Annotated in this window: 20 protein-coding genes; 15 read left to right on the top strand and 5 right to left on the bottom strand. The window is 68.6% G+C overall.

Annotated features, from left to right (window positions below; translation table 11 throughout):
• Positions 1 to 12: 12 nt before the first annotated feature.
• From LV78_RS27775 to LV78_RS27765, 3 genes are read right to left on the bottom strand one after another with little or no spacing between them, the layout of a single operon-like run.
• On the bottom strand, positions 13 to 717 hold the full coding sequence (locus LV78_RS27775; protein ID WP_253848598.1) for a hypothetical protein: 705 nt from the start codon (positions 715 to 717) through the stop codon (positions 13 to 15).
• The gene (locus tag LV78_RS27770; protein WP_253848597.1) at positions 714 to 1787 is read right to left on the bottom strand and encodes a hypothetical protein; all 1074 of its coding nucleotides are present in this window, start codon (positions 1785 to 1787) and stop codon (positions 714 to 716) included. Before LV78_RS27770 ends, LV78_RS27775 begins: the two co-directional genes overlap by 4 nt.
• Positions 1788 to 1826: 39 nt before the next feature.
• Positions 1827 to 2624, bottom strand: a complete 798-nt coding sequence (locus tag LV78_RS27765; protein WP_253848596.1) for a YczE/YyaS/YitT family protein — start codon at positions 2622 to 2624, stop codon at positions 1827 to 1829.
• A gap of 645 nt (positions 2625 to 3269) precedes the next feature.
• Between LV78_RS27765 and LV78_RS27760 the strand changes: the two genes are divergently transcribed.
• From LV78_RS27760 to LV78_RS27745, 4 genes are all read left to right on the top strand, one after another.
• Complete coding sequence (locus LV78_RS27760; RefSeq protein WP_253848595.1) at positions 3270 to 4127, top strand: hypothetical protein; 858 nt, start codon at positions 3270 to 3272, stop codon at positions 4125 to 4127.
• Between the two features lie 32 nt (positions 4128 to 4159).
• Positions 4160 to 4555 carry a hypothetical protein gene (locus LV78_RS27755; protein WP_253848594.1) on the top strand — a complete coding sequence of 132 codons (396 nt, stop codon included), beginning with the start codon at positions 4160 to 4162 and terminating at the stop codon, positions 4553 to 4555.
• Between the two features lie 250 nt (positions 4556 to 4805).
• Complete coding sequence (locus tag LV78_RS27750; protein ID WP_253848593.1) at positions 4806 to 5354, top strand: DUF6355 family natural product biosynthesis protein; 549 nt, start codon at positions 4806 to 4808, stop codon at positions 5352 to 5354.
• A 126-nt stretch (positions 5355 to 5480) separates the two neighbouring features.
• Positions 5481 to 6422 carry a L,D-transpeptidase gene (locus tag LV78_RS27745; RefSeq protein ID WP_253848627.1) on the top strand — a complete coding sequence of 314 codons (942 nt, stop codon included), beginning with the start codon at positions 5481 to 5483 and terminating at the stop codon, positions 6420 to 6422.
• A 15-nt stretch (positions 6423 to 6437) separates the two neighbouring features.
• Here LV78_RS27745 and LV78_RS27740 read toward each other — a convergent pair whose 3' ends face one another.
• Positions 6438 to 6785 carry a hypothetical protein gene (locus LV78_RS27740; protein WP_253848592.1) on the bottom strand — a complete coding sequence of 116 codons (348 nt, stop codon included), beginning with the start codon at positions 6783 to 6785 and terminating at the stop codon, positions 6438 to 6440.
• Positions 6786 to 6979: 194 nt separating this feature from the next.
• Between LV78_RS27740 and LV78_RS27735 the strand changes: the two genes are divergently transcribed.
• Positions 6980 to 7411: a hypothetical protein gene (locus tag LV78_RS27735; RefSeq protein WP_253848591.1), complete on the top strand. Its 432-nt coding sequence runs from the start codon at positions 6980 to 6982 to the stop codon at positions 7409 to 7411.
• 247 nt (positions 7412 to 7658) lie between these two features.
• Positions 7659 to 8690 (top strand): DUF6545 domain-containing protein, encoded by a 1032-nt coding sequence (locus LV78_RS27730; protein WP_308208766.1) that lies wholly within the window; start codon positions 7659 to 7661, stop codon positions 8688 to 8690.
• 94 nt (positions 8691 to 8784) lie between these two features.
• Here the strand turns inward: LV78_RS27730 and LV78_RS27725 are convergent, their stop codons facing one another.
• Complete coding sequence (locus LV78_RS27725) at positions 8785 to 9249, bottom strand: XRE family transcriptional regulator (protein WP_253848589.1); 465 nt, start codon at positions 9247 to 9249, stop codon at positions 8785 to 8787.
• A 612-nt stretch (positions 9250 to 9861) separates the two neighbouring features.
• Here LV78_RS27725 and LV78_RS27720 point away from each other — a divergent pair.
• From LV78_RS27720 to LV78_RS27680, 9 genes are read left to right on the top strand one after another with little or no spacing between them, the layout of a single operon-like run.
• Entirely contained in the window at positions 9862 to 11253 is a 1392-nt protein-coding gene (locus LV78_RS27720; RefSeq protein ID WP_253848588.1) for a hypothetical protein, read from the top strand.
• Entirely contained in the window at positions 11250 to 11552 is a 303-nt protein-coding gene (locus tag LV78_RS27715) for a NapC/NirT family cytochrome c (RefSeq protein ID WP_253848587.1), read from the top strand. The genes LV78_RS27720 and LV78_RS27715 overlap by 4 nt, the downstream gene beginning before the upstream one ends.
• Entirely contained in the window at positions 11549 to 12382 is an 834-nt protein-coding gene (locus LV78_RS27710) for a hypothetical protein (RefSeq protein WP_253848586.1), read from the top strand. The genes LV78_RS27715 and LV78_RS27710 overlap by 4 nt, the downstream gene beginning before the upstream one ends.
• A 4-nt stretch (positions 12383 to 12386) precedes the next feature.
• Entirely contained in the window at positions 12387 to 13757 is a 1371-nt protein-coding gene (locus LV78_RS27705; protein WP_253848585.1) for a hypothetical protein, read from the top strand.
• Positions 13754 to 15259, top strand: a complete 1506-nt coding sequence (locus LV78_RS27700; protein ID WP_344621236.1) for an SCO6880 family protein — start codon at positions 13754 to 13756, stop codon at positions 15257 to 15259. Before LV78_RS27705 ends, LV78_RS27700 begins: the two co-directional genes overlap by 4 nt.
• The gene (locus tag LV78_RS27695; protein ID WP_253848583.1) at positions 15256 to 16758 is read left to right on the top strand and encodes a putative type IV secretion/conjugal transfer ATPase; all 1503 of its coding nucleotides are present in this window, start codon (positions 15256 to 15258) and stop codon (positions 16756 to 16758) included. Before LV78_RS27700 ends, LV78_RS27695 begins: the two co-directional genes overlap by 4 nt.
• 4 nt (positions 16759 to 16762) lie before the next feature.
• Entirely contained in the window at positions 16763 to 17926 is a 1164-nt protein-coding gene (locus LV78_RS27690; protein WP_253848582.1) for a C40 family peptidase, read from the top strand.
• On the top strand, positions 17923 to 19800 hold the full coding sequence (locus LV78_RS27685) for a type IV secretory system conjugative DNA transfer family protein (RefSeq protein ID WP_253848581.1): 1878 nt from the start codon (positions 17923 to 17925) through the stop codon (positions 19798 to 19800). Before LV78_RS27690 ends, LV78_RS27685 begins: the two co-directional genes overlap by 4 nt.
• A complete protein-coding gene (locus tag LV78_RS27680) occupies positions 19797 to 20447 on the top strand; it encodes a hypothetical protein (protein WP_253848580.1) in 651 nt (216 codons plus the stop codon). The genes LV78_RS27685 and LV78_RS27680 overlap by 4 nt, the downstream gene beginning before the upstream one ends.
• Positions 20448 to 20475: the final 28 nt, after the last annotated feature.

Genomic DNA, 20475 nt, shown 5'->3' with positions numbered 1-20475 from the left:
GGATCGTTGGAATCAAAGGGGAAACAGCGCGCCGAGCAGTGCGCCTGCCAGGTCGTTGCGAAACGCGATGCGACTGCGGTCGACCGTGCTGGTGTCGGGTTTGCCGCGAGGAGGGCGCAGTTCGAGGTGGATCAGCAGCACGCCGGGTCGACTGGCACCGCCGTGAGGCGCCAGGGTGATCTGTTCCCCGTCGCGGCCGACGCCGTCGGCATCGGTAGCCAGGCCGGTGGTCATGGCGGGCACGCTGGCGATCTGGATCTGGCGGGTGTGCTGGGCCAGGCGCGGATCGGACTGGAATCGCGCCAGGTAGTCCCGCAACGGCGAGGCTCCGTACAGGCCGAGCTTGATCGCGACCTGGTCGTCAGCCGACCACAGCTCGCACCAGCCTCCACCGCTGACATACCGGTAGAAGCCCTCGCCCAGCCACTGCCGCCAGTCCTGGTCGGACAGTGCGCTGCACAGCATCTGCGAGCTGGTGACCTCGTCGGAGGCCCACGCGGCGAACAGGTCTTGCCCTTGAGCTGGCTCGATGCGCTGGAACTCGGCACAGGTGTTCGGATCGGGGCTGCGGTCGCATACGGCGGGTCCGCTGGTCGTGGCGGAGGTGGCGGTGGAGCCGCCTTTGGGACGGGCGATGCCGTCGACGGTGGTGGTACAGCCCGACACGGCCGCGACGGTGGCCAGCAGCAGGGCGCCGAACAGGCGAGCGCGGATCACGGCTTGCCCACTGCGGTCAGGATCTTCTCGACTAGCCTGCGCGACTGTGGTTCGCAGTCGGGCGTGTCGATCCGCACGACCTGCACGGCCAGCAGCGCGTCCTCGTCACGGTTGTCCTCGACGATGCCTGTGTTGGGGTCCCAGACCGCGACGGTGCGGCACTGCCCGGCGCGAGTGCCCATGACTGCCCGGAAGCCAACCAGCTCCACCGCCTGGTACTGGTCCGGTGAGACGGACACGTCGCGGGCGGGGTCCTCGGCAATGCCGAAGGTCACGGTGATCTCGCCTGTCGCGGCCTTGCTCTTTGGGTTCACTGCGCCGCCGGTGCCGGGGCGGATGCTGCACTCGAAGACTTCGCGTGGCTCGATCTCCGCTCCTTCGGCCAGGTCCTCGGCAACCGCAGCGACCGCCTGGCAAGGATCGCGCCCGGCCAGCGGCAGCGCGGGGGTGGTGCGGCCGGAACCGTGTCGCGGAGGATCTCGCCACAACGGGGCGAGCTGGGCGACGTAATCGCGGGCCATGTCGCAGATCGGTCGCACCGGGGCGTCGCGGTCGGCGGGGTTGACGTCGAGCACGATCGCGTAGGTGTCGTCCAGAGGACGGGCCACCTCACAGGAAGGCAGCGGAGCGCCTTGCTCCTTGACGTAGACATTGAGGCCGCCGATCTGCTCGGGTGCCGCTTCGCGGCGCACGGCAGCGTCGTACTCCTGAGCCACCCGCAGGTACAGCGTCCAGGTGGAGTTGAACTCCGACTTGTGCAGTCTGAGGGTGCAGGTGTCGAAGCCGTCGTCGCTGGGCATCAACTCGTCGCCCTTACTGCCTTCGCCGGACGCCTTCTCGGCCGCAACCGGATCGTGCAGGCCGCAGGCGTCGATCTCTCGATAGCGCGCGTACGCCTCGGCTGCTGGGCGCAGGTCTTCCGGTATCGCCTGGCTGATCTGCGCCTTACCCGGCGAGTTCGGAGCTTGGGGCGAGGCGGACGGTGACGGATCTAGTGAAGAACCTGTGCAGGCCGATGCCGCGAGCGCGGTGGCGCACAGCAGCAGGGCGGCTCGAATGAGACCGCGCAAGGTGACTCTCCTTGTAGGTACGGGAAGTGCGATGACTCGTCAGCGCCTGAGGTGGGCGCTGGCATCCATGGCCGCGATATCGACGGCCGTCGACCGTCGGCGTGAGACCTCGGGGCGCTCGTGGTTCTGGGCCCCGTCCGTGGTCTGCGGTCGCACCGGGTCGGCGAGCAGGCCCAGCACGGAGTCGGCTGAGGACGAGGGCCGGACCAGGTGCTGCTCGATTCGGCGCACGAGGAACGCGATGCCCGGTCCGAGCAGACCTGCCAGCAGCAACGTCGCTGGCCCGACCGTGCCGTCGACCACTGCGGCGATTGGTCCCAGCACCGCCCAGCCGGCCAGAAGGCAGACGGTGTCCACGACGACGCGGATCAGCGCCGGTCGCATCCACGGACGGCGACGGTGCAGCTCCAGCATCAGGCCGTCGCGGGAAAGCGCCCCCATCCGCGCGCTGAGGTAGAGGGCGACACCGAAGGCGAACAGCGCTGCTCCCAGCGGGAGAAGCAGCAGCCTCCAGACGAGAGCCTGTGGTGCTGGCACCCAGCCCAGTGCCGCGTCGCACACCACGGCCGGCACCGTGGCGGCCGCGACGGTGCCCGCTCCGGGACGGATGCGCAGTGGCAGGTAGGCCACCAGTAGCGTCGCCTGGACGGCCAGGAAGGCACCCCCCAGCGTCCACCCAGTGTGTGTGCTGATGGCGACGTGGAGCACATCCAGCGGTAGCAGGCCGAGTTGCGCACGAACCAGCTGGGCAATGCCCAGCCCCATCAGGACCGTGCCCACCAACAGGCGGACGAACGGCCATCCCCACGCCCTGTAGCGGCGGCTGGCGTCGGTCATGCCCCCGCCTGCCTACCCTCGCGCTCGGTGACCACGTTCCCTGGCGGGACCAGACTCCGAACGGACGAGCAAATGGAACTTGAACCGCGATAACACATCGCTGTCTCCTTCGAATTTCGCCGCATGAAAACTGCGACAAGCGTGGGGCGTCGATCGTGCGCTCAGCACGATAGTCGACGGAAACCGATAAAGGGATTATTTCATTGGATGGAAGGGTTGTCTGTGGCGCTGTTCACGAGAAGGTTCCGTGTAGTGAAAGTGAACCTTTTCGTGCCGTGGAACCTTTTCACTGAAAGAAACCTTTCCATGTTTACGTGTTCCGCGTTTGCGCAGTTAGAGGGCTTTTTCGTAGGAGTTCCGAGATTTTTCGTGACGCGGTGCAGGTGATTGTGTCATCGTTTCTTCGGCGACGGCACTCGCTGTTGTCGGAGGAGTCGGGGCTTGTCGGTGTCACCGATGGCTCGTTGCGGTTGCGCGGGTCGTCGCCGTACGACGGAGTTGCCCGTGCTCAACGGATGGATTGTTCGTCGACTGCCAGGGGGCGGCCGTCGTGCGATACCGGGTAATGCGGTTCGACCATGGCCTGTTGGTGGTGGATAAGTGGGGGAACGGATGGAGACACGTCGTGCGCGGTGGCGACACACCGTGGAAGGACGGCTGCTGGTGCTGCTCGGACACCGAGCGGACGAGGTGCCGGTGCCGATCGCCCAGCGGCTGATCGGGGATGGGACGAACCAGGAGCTGACTGCGGACGCTGCCCACGATCTGGTGCTGTTAGAGGCGGCGCTGCGGCAGGAGGCAGCCGAAGCTTTGGAACGGATCGATGCCGCGCAGCGGCGCATCGCGGTGATCAGAGCCGCGTCGCAGCCCGACATCAGCGCCCTGGAACAGGCTGTGGGTGATCACACCGGAGCAGTGGAGCAACTGGAACACACACGCTGCCTGGCCGAGGACCTCCGCGAGTTCGTGATCGGGCTCGACCCGCCCGCCGGCCCGCTGTGGGCGGCTGCCGAAGGCTGGCGCCGCTCGCCGGATGTGCCCGCCCAGGTGACCGTCTTCGACGACGAGACCACGTTTCTCACCCTCGACCCGCGGCGAGCCACTACCACCGGACTGGGCGTGTTCGTCCTGGACGGTGTCGAGGAGTGGGGCTCGGCCTGGCGTCGCGACGGCGACGACGACGACCTGTCCGCCGCCCTACAACCGGATCAGTGCGGCCAGTGGGCCCTGGGCTACCTGCCCGCCATTCGCGAGATCTACGCCGTCCTGCGCGGAGCCGGACTGCCCGCGAGGATCTGGCTGCTCGGCCGGGACTTCGCACCCGAGACCGCCCATGCCGTCCTCGACGACCTGGCGCCACGGATGGGGCAACCGAACTCTCTGATCCTGGCTGCCGGGACGATCCACTCGGCGTCGCTGTGGCGGTCCCGGAAGACGGTCCCGCTGTCGGCTTCGATGTTCTGGGACGTGAACGCTCCGGTCGACAAAGGCGACCTGCGATGAGGCGTCATCGGCGCACCTGTGCCGTGCTGGGAGTGTCGAGCGGCCTGGTGGCCGCGGTCGCTTGTGTGACACGGCAGGCGGAGAACGTCGTCGTGCCGGAGTCCGCGCAGGCGGAACACTCCTATACCCGAGTGATGACCTCGGTGGTGGTTCCGCCGCCGCAGGCCCGCGGCTCGATGGTCACCGTCGCCGGACGTGTCGACTGGGCCGGTCGTCAGCCTGGATGCGTGATGCTGGAGCTGCCCAGCGGACAGCGTTTCCAGCTCACGGGCACGGTCGCCGACGACGGCGAACGCCAGGCACGAGCCGGTGCCCGACCGGTGAGGCAGGACGTTGAAGCCACCGGGCACATTCCGCCCGTGGGGGCGGCCTCTTGCGACCCGATCCGCGTTTTCTGGGCACACAACCTGACCTCAAGCCGACGCTGAACCCGTTCCACAGCAACAACTTCATGTCTTCCGGGTGTCGGTCTGCGCGCCACGCGCCCCGCCCGGTGACAACCACAGACCACCCGCCTGTCACGCGGGTCGGAGTCTCACCGCCGGCTGGCAGGTGAGCACAGAACTGCCGGTCAATCCCGACCGGCGGGGTGTGCCGCGCCGTCGCTCAGGCCCGAAATCCCCCTGGGGCACGGCGAGCGGCGCGGCACACCATCCCCACCCAGAAGTAAGGACACCGATGACACGCACGTTCATCCTGCGCCTGCTTGGTGTGTTTGGCCTCGCACTCGGCCTGTCGCTGGCCGTCACCGCAGGAAGCGCCTCGGCGCAGATCGCCATGGGCGGTCCCTACAAGCCCGCCGGAAGCACTACGGGCTCCCAGAGCGAGGTGCAGTCTGCACAACCCGTTGCCTGGCAGGCGCCCTACGCGACGCCGGGGGCACAGATCCAGAACGCCGGCAGTCCCGGTTCGCAGATCCAGGCGCAGGCCGGAGCACCCCTGCCGGGATCCCGGATCCAGAGCGAAAGCGGCCTTGCCGTTCCGGCGCGAGCTCAAGCGGGCACCGACGGAGTGACGGCCCAGGCATGCGGCTGGTACGCGCCCAATGTCAACTCCTACTACATCCACTGCGGCTCCGGGCGGATCTCGATCAACGTCGAGTTCTGGTGGGGTGCAGGCGCGACACGCTCGATCTGCGTGTGGCCCGGCAAGTCCAACCTGTCTGCCCACCCTGCCCTCCAGGGCGGGCTGATCACCTACGCCTACTACAACGGCCGTGGCTGCTGACGAATCCACAACCGGGAACCGCCTGTCCCGAATCACCAGGTGCACCGCCGCCGTCGGGGGCGTCCGGCGTACCACACTCTCACCGCACCATCTCACCATCCACTTGCTACTAAGGAGGTGACCGCCATGCGCCACGGCGAGACCAGTGCAGCCTCACATATGGGTTCACGCCGCAGCCGGAGACTCGTCCTCGGCGGGCTTGCGCTGTCCGTCCTGACCGTGGCCGCACTCGCCTACGCCACTGCCGAGGACCGGGGGCGCGATCAGCCCGCCCCCGGCCTCGCGGCTGGCCGGCAATCACAACAGAATGCCAGTTCGGCGGCCGACCGGACGGCAACTCCTCAGGCTCAACCGGTGTCCCAGGAACAGCTCGATCTGTTGCCGCAGAGTGACGTCTTCACGTCGATCCCCGCCGCTCCACGCGACCCGGCACCCGGCCAGCCGCCGACCGGCATGATGGCGCACCCCATCCGCACCGTGGCGGCCTACACCGCACCGGGTGGCGATCCCGTCGCTGCGGTGCCCAGCACCCAGCTTATCGGTATCGAACCCACACGCGCCCGAGTCGACACCTGGCTCCCGGTCCTGGACCGCCAACCGGGCTGGGTCATGGTCGCCCTGCCGTCACGCCCCAATAACAGCGTCGCCTGGCTGGCAGTGGAACCGCCCATCACGTTCACCTCGACGCCGTACCTCATCACCGTCGACCGATCGAGTTTCACCATGACGCTGCACCACCACGACCGCGAAATCGGCCGCTGGACGGTCGGCATCGGCGCCCCGAACTCGGTCACCCCCACGGGACGCACGTTCATGGTCGCCGTGATCCGCGACCCCGCGGCGACCTACAGCCCGGTGCTGGTGGTGCTCGGCGCGCACTCCGACACCTACACCACCTACGGCGGAGGCCCCGGCACCATCGGTATCCACGGCTGGCCTGACCACGGCGTGTTCGGCACCGCCAGCTCCGATGGCTGCGTCCGCGTTCCCGCCGACGCACTCCACGCCGTGACCACCGGCAACGACGGACAGCCCATTCCGGCAGGCACCGCCGTAGTCATCACCTAGACCGCAGTGCATCGCCTAGTACTCGAAAAACCAGTCAATCACAAGGAGAACAGTGGCAACCACCAGATCTGCCCGCATCGCCCTGGCCGGTATGGCAGCCGGTGCCCTCGTCGCCGGTGCGGCCACCCTGCTGGTCACGACCAACGCATCGGCACAGGCGGCGGGAATAAGCATCCCACCGTCCACGACGACAACCGCGCCCACGATCACCACGCCCAAGCCGACCACGAGCGTACCCAAGCCGACCACCACGACGTCCCGCCCGACCACCACCCCGTCGACAACCTCGTCGTTGACGCCGGCGTCGGCACCGGAGGTCCCGGCATCGACCAATCCGTCGACTGGTTCGCCGACGACCAGCATGGTCGTGATCCCGGCACCGGCGCCGTCGGTCGTCGTCGCCCAACACCCCGTCACCGGGTGAACCGGGTGATCGACCCTCGGCGCGTGGCCCGCCCCCACTTCCCAGGAGGGCGGGCCACGCCTCTACCGCCGATCCCCAGGAAGGAGAGACAACTTGTTCCCCATCGACATCGACACGCGTCAACACCGAGCGCATGGCAAGCTACACCGCGGTCCTGTCCTGGTGGACAGGCGTCACCGTGCGCGGAAAAGCACGGGCGCCCGACACGCGCCGCGAGGCGAACGAGTTGGAGGCCACGCTGCTCGACATCCCGCCCGGTACCCGTGTCACCGTGCGCGAGGGCTACCTGGTGCCTGCCGTCGGCGACCCGACCGTGCACCTGGCCACGGTGACCGCGTTGGTGTACGAACCGGCCCTGGGCCTCGGGATCGACGGGCACACGGTGCCGAGAGAGGGCAGCGTCCTACTGGGGGAACTACTCGGCACGGCGGTGCAACGCGCCACCCAGTTCACCGTGCGCATCGCCGGACCGGTGCGTGCAGACGTCCCGGCGCTGGACTTCCAGGCCCGTCTGCTGCTGGCGGAGCGACCGGCGGCCGTGGTGACCGAGACGACCTACTGGTGACCGCTGCCGCAACGCGCGCCTACGACGATGCCGTAGTTCGTGCAGGCTGGTTCCTGGACGGCACGGTCGTGCCGATATGGCGACGGAGCGGTCGTAGTCAAGGACGCGTGGCGGCCGATCAAACCGTACACGTCCGAACGCATGATCATGCAGGATATTTCAGACGAATTTGCACGGAAAACAGAACACCCATCGTCCAGTGCTCGTGCGCAGTGTTGGACCGCCAAAGGAGCCCGCGGCCTTGAGCATGGTGGCACGCTGTGAAAGACTGATCAGTACGCTAGTTATCCCTCGTCCGTTTGATATCGATCAGTTCCTGGCCGCGCTGTCTACGAAGCGGGGCAAGAAGATCGAGCTCGTTCCGGGGCGTCCCGGTGTCGATCAGCCCTGTGGGATGCTGATCCGCACAGTGGAAGTCGATTACATCTTCTACGTCGAAGATGTACCGCCCTTGCAAGCACAACACACAGTGTTGCATGAGGTCGGTCACTTGCTTTTGGATCACACTCCCTCGGGCCCCGACGGTGATGGGTCTGCGCTTATTGCTCGTGACGATGTGCTGCGGCTGCTGTTGCCGACATTGTCGCCCGCGCTGGTGCGGCGCATCCTGCGGCGAACCATCTACGACTCCCTCCACGAGCGCGAGGCTGAGCTGTTCGCCTCGTTGGTGCTCTCGCGAGTCAGCGGTGCCCGCAACCGTCATCTGGAAGGCATGTCAGCGCAGCAAGATACTTCTGAGGATGCGGAGGCTATTTCTGATCATCCGGTCCGTCGACGGGCGTGGCAGATCACCCAGGACCTTGCGCCGTTGTGGCGGCAACTGACCGCCGAAATCCCGCAGGTGCGACTGCACAGTGTGGACGAGGATTCCCTGAGTCCGAGCAAACGCGCGAGGTTTCGGCTCTACCGTCGTGTTCTGGAGATCCGGGATGCCCAGCTCGTGCTGCGCCCATACATCCCGCCAGAACTTCCGGGGTGGGCGTTGGCCACCGCCGACATGCGAGGCCTAGACGCCACGGCAGCCGATGTGCTGCTGGAGGCGGCCGAACTCGGTGCCGCTCTAGACGCTCGCCGTGCCGGTCGTCGGCACCACGATGAGGTGGTTGACCTCATTCTGCCCCGGAACCGTTCCGGAACGCCGGATCTGCTCGCTGAGGCGCATCGATTGGTCCGGGTAGGCACCGCTCTGCGCGGGGACCCGAATGTGATCGCCTTACGCCGACAGGCCGAGGAGGCAGTCGGTTGGACCGCCGTCGGCGGAGCTCGGAGTGACCGGTGACGATGCGCTGGCCACCACGTGCTCGGCCGTGCTCAGGCTCGGCCAGCTGCTCTGTGGCACAGGACCGTCATCGGTTGCTAGGCCAACAGGTGCGTCAGGTCGACGACTGCCTCGATTCGGCTGCGGACGCATCGTTGCCGATGTCACCAGCTTGCTTCGCCTGCATGGTGCGCATGATTTCCAGGATCTGCGCCCGGTTGGCTGGCGAGAGACTCAGAGCGCGCAGGGCGACTGCCTGCACCCCAGTATCGCGCACTGCGGCCACCAGTTCGAGGTCGGCCTGGATCTGCCGGGAACTTTCCGAGTCGAGGAAGATCGCCGGGGCGACATCGAAGAAGGCCGCGAGCGCTTCAAGGTGGTTCTTGGTGGGATTATTCGCGGCCCCCGAGCGAAGCTGACGCATGTACTCCTTGGAAAAGGACTTGCCCTGATCGCGCTCGCGCAGCCAGGCGGTGCACGCCTTGGCGACCGCCTCCATGGAGTGCTCGCGGCCGTCGGGCCGCTTGATCGTCTTGAAGAGCTTGTCGATGGTCTGCGCGAGCGTGGGTGTCTCTGCCACGGCAGTGCCTCCTCGTTGGTCCGGGACGTGTCATGGACGGTCGACGACCGCCCGTGAAGGCAGAATCTAGACGACCGCACTCTCGCGCGTCCACATCAGTTGACATCCCTGACATATCACATATCCTTTAACTGGTAGCACGTCAACTGAAATGGACGTTCGGGGGGCGGGTTGGTGACTGCTAACCGCCGACGAGGTCATTGCGTGGGCGGACCGTCCACGCAAGACCCGACCGGCTCTACAGGCCCAGGAGACCGAGGGGCACCGGGGTTGTTCCGGTGAACCGCACAAGGGCTTGATGCATGACCGACACACGAGGTCGAGCAGCCGCACCGCGTCGTAGCGGCGCGCCGACCGTCTCGCCGATGCCGATGACCAAGGCTTCGACAACAAAAGAACCAGACACAGCGGGGTGTCGGACTCCGGTTCCAGGAACCGCCGCGGCTGCCTGGCGTGCCCTCGCACGCCCTGTCTAGGGCCGTCGGGCGGTCGGCAGAGGCCGCTAGCAGACCACCCCCGCATCGCCGAAGGCAGTTCCACCCCGCACACCAGACGTCACGGGACGCCCTCGGCCGCCTACCCGCACCGGCGCTACCCAGGAAGGAGAAGGGCGTGACCGCCACGAGCCACAATGCCCGTGGGCACGATGGTCCCACTGGCTCCACGACCCCGGTGACGTCGGTGTCCTTCGATAAGGGCACCCGACTTGGTGAACAGCTGGGCACCATCTCGCCACCCGTCCCGGCGCACGCGCCCCATGACCAGGCGCTGGCGGGCTTTACCGAACCGGTGCTCGCGGAGCACCCGGCCAGACACGCTCTCCACCGGCAGGGTGCTTCACCCCCCTCCGGCGACACGCCGCCGACGGACACCCCCTCCTCGATGGCGCAGAGCACCACGCCGTTCTCAAACATGCCACCGATTCCCCCGGCAGATCCTGCCGAACCCAAGGGCCTGCACACTGTCGAGTCCGATCTCGTGCTGGCCGCCCGGCGACCGTGGCCGGGACTGCCCGGCGCCGACATCGACGCCGCGGTGGAAGCGGGGATGCTCGCCGCCGCGGCCGCCGCAGTCGAGAACACCGTCCGCGCTCAACAGGTCTTCGGTGGTGACCGACCCACTGCGCCCGAGAGCATCGCGCACACGACGACGGGTGCGGTCGCGACCGCTGCGGCGGCGCTGCAACGCCAAGGACTGCCGCCCGATGTCATCACGCCGGTGAACTGGACCGGCTTCGGGGCGGTGATCCCGGTGTTGGCCGGCTCGCCCGGCGCAGGGGCCTCGGTGTTGGCCGCGGTGCTGGCCGACGTTCTTCAACTCGGGCGGCACCGCGTGCTACTGGTCGACCCGGCCGACCCTCCGCGCTCGGGTCTGTCCGCCGCCGCTCGGGCGCAGGGCCCGTGGTTGGCCCACCCGCACCCACAGGTGCGCATCCGCTTCTCTTGGCGGGCACAAGCCCTGCTGGCGCAGTTGGAAACCTGCCTTCCGGTCCTGTCACCGGGCATGGTGCCGCCGCCGCGCTGGTGGCGGCCACCGATGCAGCAACCGCACGCCACCGTGGTCGACCTCGGCCACGACCCGTGGCGGGTGACCGCCCATCCGCTGGCGGGGGCGGGCGCATGGCTTCGGCGCGGCATACCTCAGCCCCGACCACTGGTGGTGGTGCGCCCCAGCCGTCCCTCGCTGCTGCATGCCGAACAGGTTCTCGCCCGGCTCGACCACTGGATTTCGGCCGCAGTGGCCACCGCACCCGTGCAGCTGGTGGTGATGGGTACGAAACGCTGGCCGACAGGGGTTGCCGGTGCCGCCGGACGGAGGGTGAGCGCTCTGCTACCCGACGCGGTGTTCGTGCCGCACGATCCCGATCTCGCCGCGGCAGGCATCACCGCCGAGGTCACCCCACCCCGCCTGCGGCAGGCGATCACGCCGGTACTGCGCCGCTGGGGCCTTCTTCCCGACACCGCCACGCACAGCAGGCGGTCCAGTACGAGGAGGCGCTCATGATCGAGCACTTCGACACCCTGTTGGTTCTGGCCCCGGAGCAAATTCCCAACCCGGCACCGGTCGCGCCGCCGGGCAACGAGAAGATCCTGGAAGTGGTCGGAAACGCCAAGTGGGGCGCGGGAGTCGCCCTGCTGGTGGGCTTTTTTGTCGGCCTACTGGTGTGGGCCGGGGGACGCTGGGTCGACCACCACCGCGCCGGTCGCATCGGCCTGGTCATGATGCTGTGCGCCATCGGCGGCGGGTTGCTCTACGGCATCGGTTGGCAACTGATCAACTACTTCACCGGGGGTGGGGCGTGACCACCCCCCCGATCCGCAGCCGCGTCAGCACGCGGCCCAGCCGACTTCTCGGTGTGGCACTCGCCGCGCTCGTGCTGATCGGCGGCCTGGCGGCGGTGGTGATCGCGCGCCAGGTCACCGACCCGGCACCTCCGACAACGTCGTCGACGGCACCGGGCATCGGTACCGCGCCCGCGGCGGTTCCGACATCATCCAGACCCGCCAGCGACACCGCAGAGAACGAACTGGCAGCCCGGTCGATGATGCAACTGCCCGCCCAGGCGGCGCAGCCCCAGGCCATGACGACCACTACGGCAGGACCGGCGATCACCGTGCCCACGCCGTCGGCCACGACCGGGCAATGGATACCGGGTGGCTTCCCCGATACCCCCGAGGGCGCACTGGGGCAGCTCAAGGCGCTGGACGAGACCGTGACCGCGTCCGCGGACCCGCAGGTCTACGCGCACGGTTTCCGCGAGCTCGCCGAGCCGGGCGCACCCAACCCCGGTACGACCGGCTGGGCCTCGCTGCTGACCAGCCTGCGCTCCCGCGCACAACTGCCCGTCACCGGGCCAGTCGCCGGCCTGAGCGCGCGCTACCAGGTCACCCACGGCCAGATCAAAGGGGCGACCTCGCAGGGACGCTACGTCGTCGTGTGCGTGCTGGGCCAGTTCTCCGCAGGCATCAATGGCCGGCTGGTCAGCGCCGGTGTCGGCGACTGCCAGGCCATGCGCTGGAACGGGACCCGGTGGCAAATCGCCTCCGGAGCGCTGCCTGCGACCGCGCCCAGCGCGTGGCCGGGAAGCGCGGACGCGGTCAAGGCTGGCTACCGAGAACTGCGCGAGGGCTGAGCCGATGCCACCCTTCGACACCATCGGCGGGACGATGGGTCTGGAGATCATGGTCATGATCTCCTCGGCGTTCGAGGCCGCCATGCAGGCGATCTGGGATGCAAGCCTGTTCCTGCTGCGCGGCGCGTTTGGCCTGGCCGACCAGTTCTCGATGTTCAGCGTCGACACCCGTACCGGTCCGATCTCAGTGGTGTGGCCGATGATGTTGTGGATCAGCGGCGTCATGGCGATGGGACTGTTCTTCTGGCAGTTGATCGTGACCACCCTGCGTGGCGGTCGTGGCTTCACGAGGCTGGTCGTCGGTCCGGTCCAGTACGGCATCGCCCTGGCGGTGACCGTGGGCATGGTCGCGGCGTTCCTGACCGGTGTCGACGGATTGACCAACGGCATCCTCGAGTACGGGTTGCAGTCGAAAAACTTCACCGACGCGCTCGAGCACACCAGCTTCGGTGACAGCGCCATCGATGGAGTCAAGGGCATCGTGCTGGGCATCTGCGCTCTCGTCGGGGTGATCCCAGCTTCGATCGGCTACACCCTGGAGATGTTGTTCCGCGAGGCCGCGATCTACGTCCTCGTGGGCACCGTGCCGGTGACCGCAGCTGGGCTGTTGGCCAATGTCACCGCCGGTTGGTTCTGGACTACTTGCCGTTGGCTGCTGGCCTGTATCGGCATGAAACCCGTGCTTGCCCTGGCACTGGTGCTAGGCGTGGCGATCTCCGGCGGCTCGCAGGGCCTGTCCGGGCTGCTCGCTGGCGTAGGCGTGCTGATCATCTCGCTGTTCTGCCCGTTCGTGTTGTTCCGGCTGTTCGCGTTCGTCGACCCGAACAGCGACGCAGGCTCGGCGTTCCGCGACGCCCTGTCCGGGATCGGCGTCGACTCCTACGGCACGGGCAACCCGGCGGTGATGGCCGCCGGAGCCGCTGGTGGTGGTGGCGGTGGCGGGGCGATGGAGGACGCCAACACCGGCCGGTTCGACGCCGCGATCGGTGACCAAGCCGAGGATTCCATGGACGGCTCTGGTGTCGGCCGGTCCGGCGGTGCACACAGCGACGAGAGCGGGCGGGACTCCGACGACGACGGCGCGACCGACAGCGAAGACAGTGGCGGAGGGAAGATCGGTGCCAGTGGAACCGGCAACGACGACACCGGTGGGGACGACGGCGGTGCCGCCGTGCCACCGGCCGCGAACCTCGAGCAGGCCGTGCCCTCCAGCCCCGGCAGCGGCCCTTCGGGCGCCTACGACGGCGGAGGAGACGGTGGTGACAGGAACGATGGCGGTGAAGGTGATGCCCGTGGCGGAGGCGACGGCTCGAAGTCCGGCGGCGGCAGCGGAGGAACTGCAGCCGGGGCGGAGGAAGCGGCGGTGATCCTGTGACTTCACCTCGGATCTACCGAGGACTCAACCGGCGCGAGCATGCGGGATGGATTCTCGGCCTGACCCCCGTGCAGGCCCTGGCCTGCCTCGCGCTGGCCGCACCGGTGCTGTGGACGATCTCCGACGGGCGGTTCACCGACACGGCGATCCTGCTGCTGGTCTGCGGGACGATCGCCGCGCTGGTGGTGGTCCCGGTCCGCGGACGTCCGGCGTTGCGTTGGCTGCTGCACCTGGTGCTGTTCCAGGTCGGCATCCTCACCGGCTGGTCGTGCTGGCAGTCCAAGGTCGCCGCTGGCGCGTCTGTGGACCCCGATGAGCCCGACCTGCCCGGCGTGCTGCAGCGCGTGGACTTCCCCGACGGGCCGCAGTTCAAGGACACCGGACGGGTGTGCCTGATCCACGACACCGGCGATGGCCGGTGGGGCGCCACCGCGCGCCTGACCCACTCCGGGGTCGGGATGCTGTCCGACGAGCAGTGCGAACGCCTGGCCTCCCGACTGGGCAACCTGCTGTTGTCACTCGGACACCGCGAGGTCGTCGACCGGATGAGCCTGCTGGTGCGCACCATCCCCGACGACGGCACCGAGTACGAGGTGTGGCGCGCCGACCACGAGGTTCGCGACGCGCCCCGGCTGGCGCGGCAGGCCACCGACGAACTGGACCGCACGATCGGCAACGTCTCGGTCCGGCACGAGGTGTTCGTGACCGTCTCCGGGCCCGAGGACAGGCTCCGCAAGCCCGCCGCGGCCGCTGGCGGCGGCGTCGCCGGACGAGCGTTGGCCCTCTATCGGGTTCTCGACAGCTTGGAGGACCCGCTCAAGGCACTCGGAGCGCGCACCGTGGAGTGGCTGGACGGGCCGGGCATGGCAGAGGCCCTGCGGACCGGGTTCAACCCGGCCGCGCGCGCAGCGCTGGCCGCCGCGCACGAGCGCGGCACCGGCGGACGCGGGCTGGAAAAGGCCGCTGCGGGGCCGACCCAGGCACCGCCCCCGTCACTGCGGTCCTACTCCCACGACGGGTTCACCACCGTGTCCTACACCGCGTTGATGCCCGAGGCCGGCACCGTGTTCGGCTCCCTGGCGCCGCTGCTCGCGGTGCGTACCGCCGGGGAGCGGCGGACCCTGGCCATCCATTACGAGGTCATGGACTCCCGCCGCGCGCACCGCGCCGTACAGTCCAACCGGTTTCGTACCGGCGTGATGACCGACTGGAAGCGCAGCAAGGGCTTCAACACCACGGCGGTGGATGAGCGCGAGGCCGGTGGCGCCCGCGCCCAGGAACGCGCCGTCGCGGCCGGGCACTCGGTGGTGCGCTTTGCCATCGCCGCGTCGGTCACCGTGCCCAGCGATAGGCACGTCGAGGACCACGCCGCCCGACTGGAAAACGACGCCAGCGGCCGATTCCGGCTGCTGCGCCTGGACCTCGCCCAGGACTCCACATTCGTCGTCGCGGTGCTCCCGGTGGGCATCGGCCTGCCCCGTCGCCGAGGAGGGCTGCTGTGAGCAGGCGAAACCGACAGCAGCGCAGCGCAGCCCAACTGTTGGGCGACTTCGGCTCGCCCCCGGCCGCCAAATTCCGCGAGCAGCCGCCGCGCATGGACCGAGACCGGGTCAACCGCGCGATCGCACCCCGCCGAGGCCGTGCCCGGCCCGGCGAGGGCTGGTCCCCGGTCGAGGCCCCGTTGGCGGTCTACCAAGCTGCCACCAGCGAGATCGGCGGTCTGTTCCCGCTGTTGGCGGCCAACGGCATCCCCGCGGTCGGGGCACGCATGGGTTACGACACGCTTTCCGGTGGCGCGTTCTACGCCCACCCCATCGAGTGGGTGCTGCGCGGCCTGGCCACCAACCCCAACCTCGTGGTGTTCGGCGAGCCCGGTCGGGGCAAAAGCTCCACAGTGGTGGCGTTCTTGCTGCGAATGATGCTATTCGGCGTCAAAACCCTGATCAGCGGTGACGTCAAGGGCGAGTACACCCCATTGCTGCGGGCACTGGGCATCACCCCCATCGCACTCGGGCGCGGCAGCCCCGCCCGGCTCAACGCACTCGACCTCGGACCGCTGCGCAGCCGCTGGAGCAGTTGGTCGGTGACCCAGCAGCGCGAAGAACTCGCCGGTGTGCTGGGCCGGTGGGTCAAGTTGCTTGTCGCGCTGGCCGAGGCGCAGGGCTACCGGCCCACCGTCACCGATGAGGCGGTGCTGTCGGCGGTGCTGCGGCGGCTGGTCGGCGCGGACGACGGCTACACGGGTCTGCGCCCGGTCACCATCCCCGACGTGCAGCGCGAGCTGGCCGACCCTGATGACGCGCTGTGGCAGGTCACGCGGTTCGCTGGCCGCCGCCAGTTCCTCGACACCCTGCGGCCGATCACCGACGCGCTGGGCAACCTGGTCAACGGTTCGCTGGCCGGGTTGTTCGATCAGGAGACCAACTTCGCGCTGGACTGGGACGCACCGATCCAGTCGATGGACCTGTCGCTGCTGCGCTCGCGCGGTGACCAGGCCGTCGCCGTTGCACTGACCTGCCTGGGCTCTTGGTCGAGCATGGTTACCGACCTGCAGGACGACGGCGAGATCCGCATCGTCGTGCGCGACGAGGTGTGGCGGCAGATGCGACTGGGCCTGCGCGCGGTCCAGGCCGTTGACTCCGACCTGCGCCTGTCCCGCGCCGAACGCAAGATCCAGATCCTGGTCATGCACAAGCCGTCCGACCCGTTGTCGGTCGGCGCGGCAGGCTCCCAGGAAGTGGCCATCGCCAAGGACCTGCTCGCCCTGTGCAGCACACGCGTCCTGTTCGGACAGTCCACACGCGTGGCCGACGAACTCGCCGAGGACTTCGGCCTGTCCGAACGCGAGCAGGACGTCACCACCGGGTGGGCGATGGAGCGCACCGGCCGGGCGCTGTGGAAGATCGAGAACAACCCCGGTTACAAGGTCCAAACCGTCCTGTCAAGCACCGAACGGCTCCTCTTCGACACCAATGCGCAACTGCGCAGACGGGACCGGTAGCACCGTGGCAGCGCACCCGACCCGCACAGGGCCGCTGGTCGCCGGCATCGGGGCTGCCGTCTACTTGCTGCTGATGGTCCCGGCCCTGCTGGTCGCCACCGTGCTGATGGTGTCCCAGTCCGGCACCCTCGCTGCCACCGCCGCCGTCGTGGAGTGCTCGCCCTTCCAGCGCCTGGGCCTGGGCCCAGGAGGCTTCACCCAGCAGATCGGCGACGAGACATTCACCGGCGAACAGCTGACCAACGCCCAGACCATTGTCACTGTCGCCGTGCGGCGCAGCCTGCCCAGGCGAGCCGCGGTGCTGGCTCTGGCCACCGCGATGGTCGAGTCCGGACTGGTCAATGTTGACCACGGCGACCGCGACAGCCTCGGACTGTTTCAGCAGCGACCCAGTCAGGGGTGGGGCAGCCCAGCGGAGATCCTCGCCCCCGTCTACGCGACGAACAAGTTCTATGACGCGCTGATCGCCCTGCCAGGCTGGCACACCATGCCACCCGGTGCCGCCGAGCAGGCGGTCCAGCGCTCGCAGTTTCCCGACCGATATGCCCCGCGCGAATCGGCGGCCGCCATGCTCACCGATCGGTACTGGCAGGGTCCGGACAATCACGCACCACCTGCGCCGGGTGCCGACCCGGTGGTGGACGTCGACCCGGCCTACGGCGGCTGCCAGGACATGGGCAAGGGCAACCTCGACCCCGGCGACCTGGATCCGAAGAAGCTGCCGCCGGACTTCACACTGCCGGGAGACCCGCAGCAAAGCCGAGCGGTGGTGTACGCGCTGGCACAGTTGGGCAAGCCCTATGTCTGGGGCGCCACGGGACCAGACGCCTTCGACTGCTCCGGCCTGACTCAGGCCGCTTGGGCCCACGCGGGCGTCGCGATCTCGCGCACCACCTACACCCAGGTCCACGACGGCATCCCGGTCGGCTCCCTGACCTGGATCCAACCCGGAGACCTGGTGTTCATCCCCGGCTCCGACGGCACCCCGGCCGCACCCGGCCACGTCGGCATCTACGTCGGCAACGGCTACATGGTCGACGCCTACGACACCGACCACGGCGTCATCCTCACCACCCTGGACTCCTGGGCGCCCAAGGTGGTCTCGATCCGCCGAATCGCAACCGGCGACAACGGAAAACCACCACCGGAAGGTGACCCGCGCACATGAGAAATACCGTCTCGGTGAACGCCGACCGTGACCTGGCGCTGATGGGCCTGCTGGTGGCCGCGCTCGGCCTGCTCGTCACGGTCGCCGCCGTCCTCATGGTCGCCGCTGCGGCCACCACCGCGTTGTTCGGCGGCCCCTGGGCGGTCCCGGCCGTCGACAACTGGCCGGCCGGAGTGTTCGGGGTCCTGGCGCACCCCGCCCGGCCGGGCAGTGGGCTGGGTGAACCGTGGGCGCAGGCCTTGGCTGGCCGGACCGGCTGGTACTGGACGATCACCACGGCTCTGCTGGCAGCGGCCACCACCCTGGTGCTGACGGTCGCGGTGGCGGTGTGGCGGCGATTCGGACCCTCGCAGCCAGGGCATGCCAGCCGCGAGGACATCCGGCAGGAACTGTCACTGGCTGCAGCGCGCCGCACGGCGGAATGGACCCGACCGGGGTTGCCCCGTGCGCAGGCTCTGCAGGCACCGCTGGACGAGGTCGCCGCACCGCTGCACCTAAGTCCGCAACGGCGGCCGATGTGCACCCCGCTGGAGAACCCCACCGGAACCCTGGCGCCGACCCAGTCCGGCAAGTCCCGCCGCGACTTGGTGCACAAGGCCATTGCCGCGCCCGGTGCCCTGTTGTGCTCCACTACCAAACCCGACCTGCTGGAGTTCAGCGCGCTGCTACGTGCCGCCCGCCACCCAACGAGCCCGGTGAAGATCGCCGACGTCACCGGCGCGGTGCCCTGGCCCGCGCAGGTGCAGTGGTGGCCAGCGCAAGGCTGCGAGGACATCGCGGTGGCCTACCGCCGCGCGCACACGATGGTCGAGGCCGCCTCGGTCGGCTTAGCGGGCGTCGGCGGCAATGACAAGGTCTTCCGCGACCGGGCGAAGGTGGTGCTCCAGGCGTACTTCCTTGCTGCGGCGATCCACCACCGAGGCATCGACGACCTGGTGCGGTGGTCGATGAGCAAGCCCATCGACCAGGAACCGGTGCGGCTGCTGCAACAGGCCGGACTCACCGAGTACGCCCGCAACCTGCGCGCGGAGATCGGCATGGTCGCCGAGACCTCCGACGCGGTGTGGATGAGCGTGCGCCGGGTCATCGAGCCGGCCATGGACCCGCAGATCCGCAGATTGTGCTCCCCGGCACCGGGCAACGACCTCGACGTGCGGACCCTGATCGCCCAACACGGCTCGCTGTACCTGATCGCCGGACAGCACCAGGCCGCCCAGGCCGCGCCGATCCTGACCGCCCTGGTCGAGCACTGGCTGACCACCGCACAGGAGATGGCCCTGCACACCCCGCACCGCCGCCTGGATCCACCGGCCACCGCGATCCTCGACGAGCTCACCAACGCCACCCCCGTGCCACAACTGCCCGACATCGTCTCCGACTCTGCTGGCAGGGGCGTGCTGATTCACTGGGGCGCCCAGTCCGTAGCGGCCCTGGAAAGTGCGTTCACGCCGCAACGCACCCGCCAGTTGCTGGACAACACTACGACGCTGAGCGTGTGGGGCGGCATCAAGGACCGCACCACCCTCGAATGGGTCTCCCTGCTTACCGGGCACCACGACCGGCGCCGCGTCCAGCAGCAGAACGACGGGCTGTTCGGTCACGTCCGAACCTCGGTGGGCGTTGAGACGGTGCCCACCTACCGGCCCGGCGACGTCCGGCGCGTGCGTCGTGGCCGCGTCCTGGTCATCCACCGCCACCTCGACCCGATCCTCGCCCGCACCCTCGACGTACGCGGGCGCCCCGACTGGAAGCAGATTCGCGAGCACGTCCGGGCCGTGCGTGACGGGCACGTCCCGATCGGCACGGACGGACTCGCGGTGGCACCGCCGGTCACCCGACCGAACCTCGGCACGACAGGCAGGTTCACCACATGAGCGAACAGTCCCAGCACGAACAGCCAGCAGACGACAAGGACCGGGACGCCCAGATCAGGACCCTTACCGAGATCATCGCCACGCTCGCGCAGAGCCAGCGCCGTCTGGAGAACAAAGTCGCCCAACTGGCCAAGAAATCCTCGGCCGACGGCCGAGCCGCAGAGGAGGACCCCAGCGAACCAGCCGCGTGGGTGTGGTTCACCCCGCCGATGGCCGCCGAGGACAATCCCGACGACCAGAAAGACCCACGGTTTACCGTCACCAACTTCGTGGCCTGGTACAACCGTACCTTCGTCGGCGTCGACGGCAGCCGAGCCCGGCCGATCCCACCATGCTGGGCCTCGCATCCAGCGCTGGCGATAGAGGTCGCGACGCTGGCCTACAGCTGGCGCGCGGCCAACATCGGCCCCGCAGCGAACGAACGCGACGGCCAAACATGGCTGCACCAGTGGCGTCCTGGGTTCAGCGACCGGCTCACCCGCGACTGGGTCCGCCCTGACTGCCTCGACGGCGACCACCGCAACGAGGGCTCGCCGCCCCGCACCGACCGGTTCGAACTGGCCGAACAACACGCTACAGCGGTACCTACCTCCACCGGCAGGCCCGGCCCGCCATCGCTACAGCGGCCGCATCAACCACTGGCGTAACGAGAGCTTCATGAGCCGAATCGCTGTA

This window comes from Actinosynnema pretiosum, from assembly GCF_024171695.1.
GTDB lineage: Bacteria > Actinomycetota > Actinomycetes > Mycobacteriales > Pseudonocardiaceae > Actinosynnema > Actinosynnema pretiosum.
Note: the sequence above shows the minus strand (reverse complement) of the source record. Positions and strands in the feature narration are given on the sequence as shown.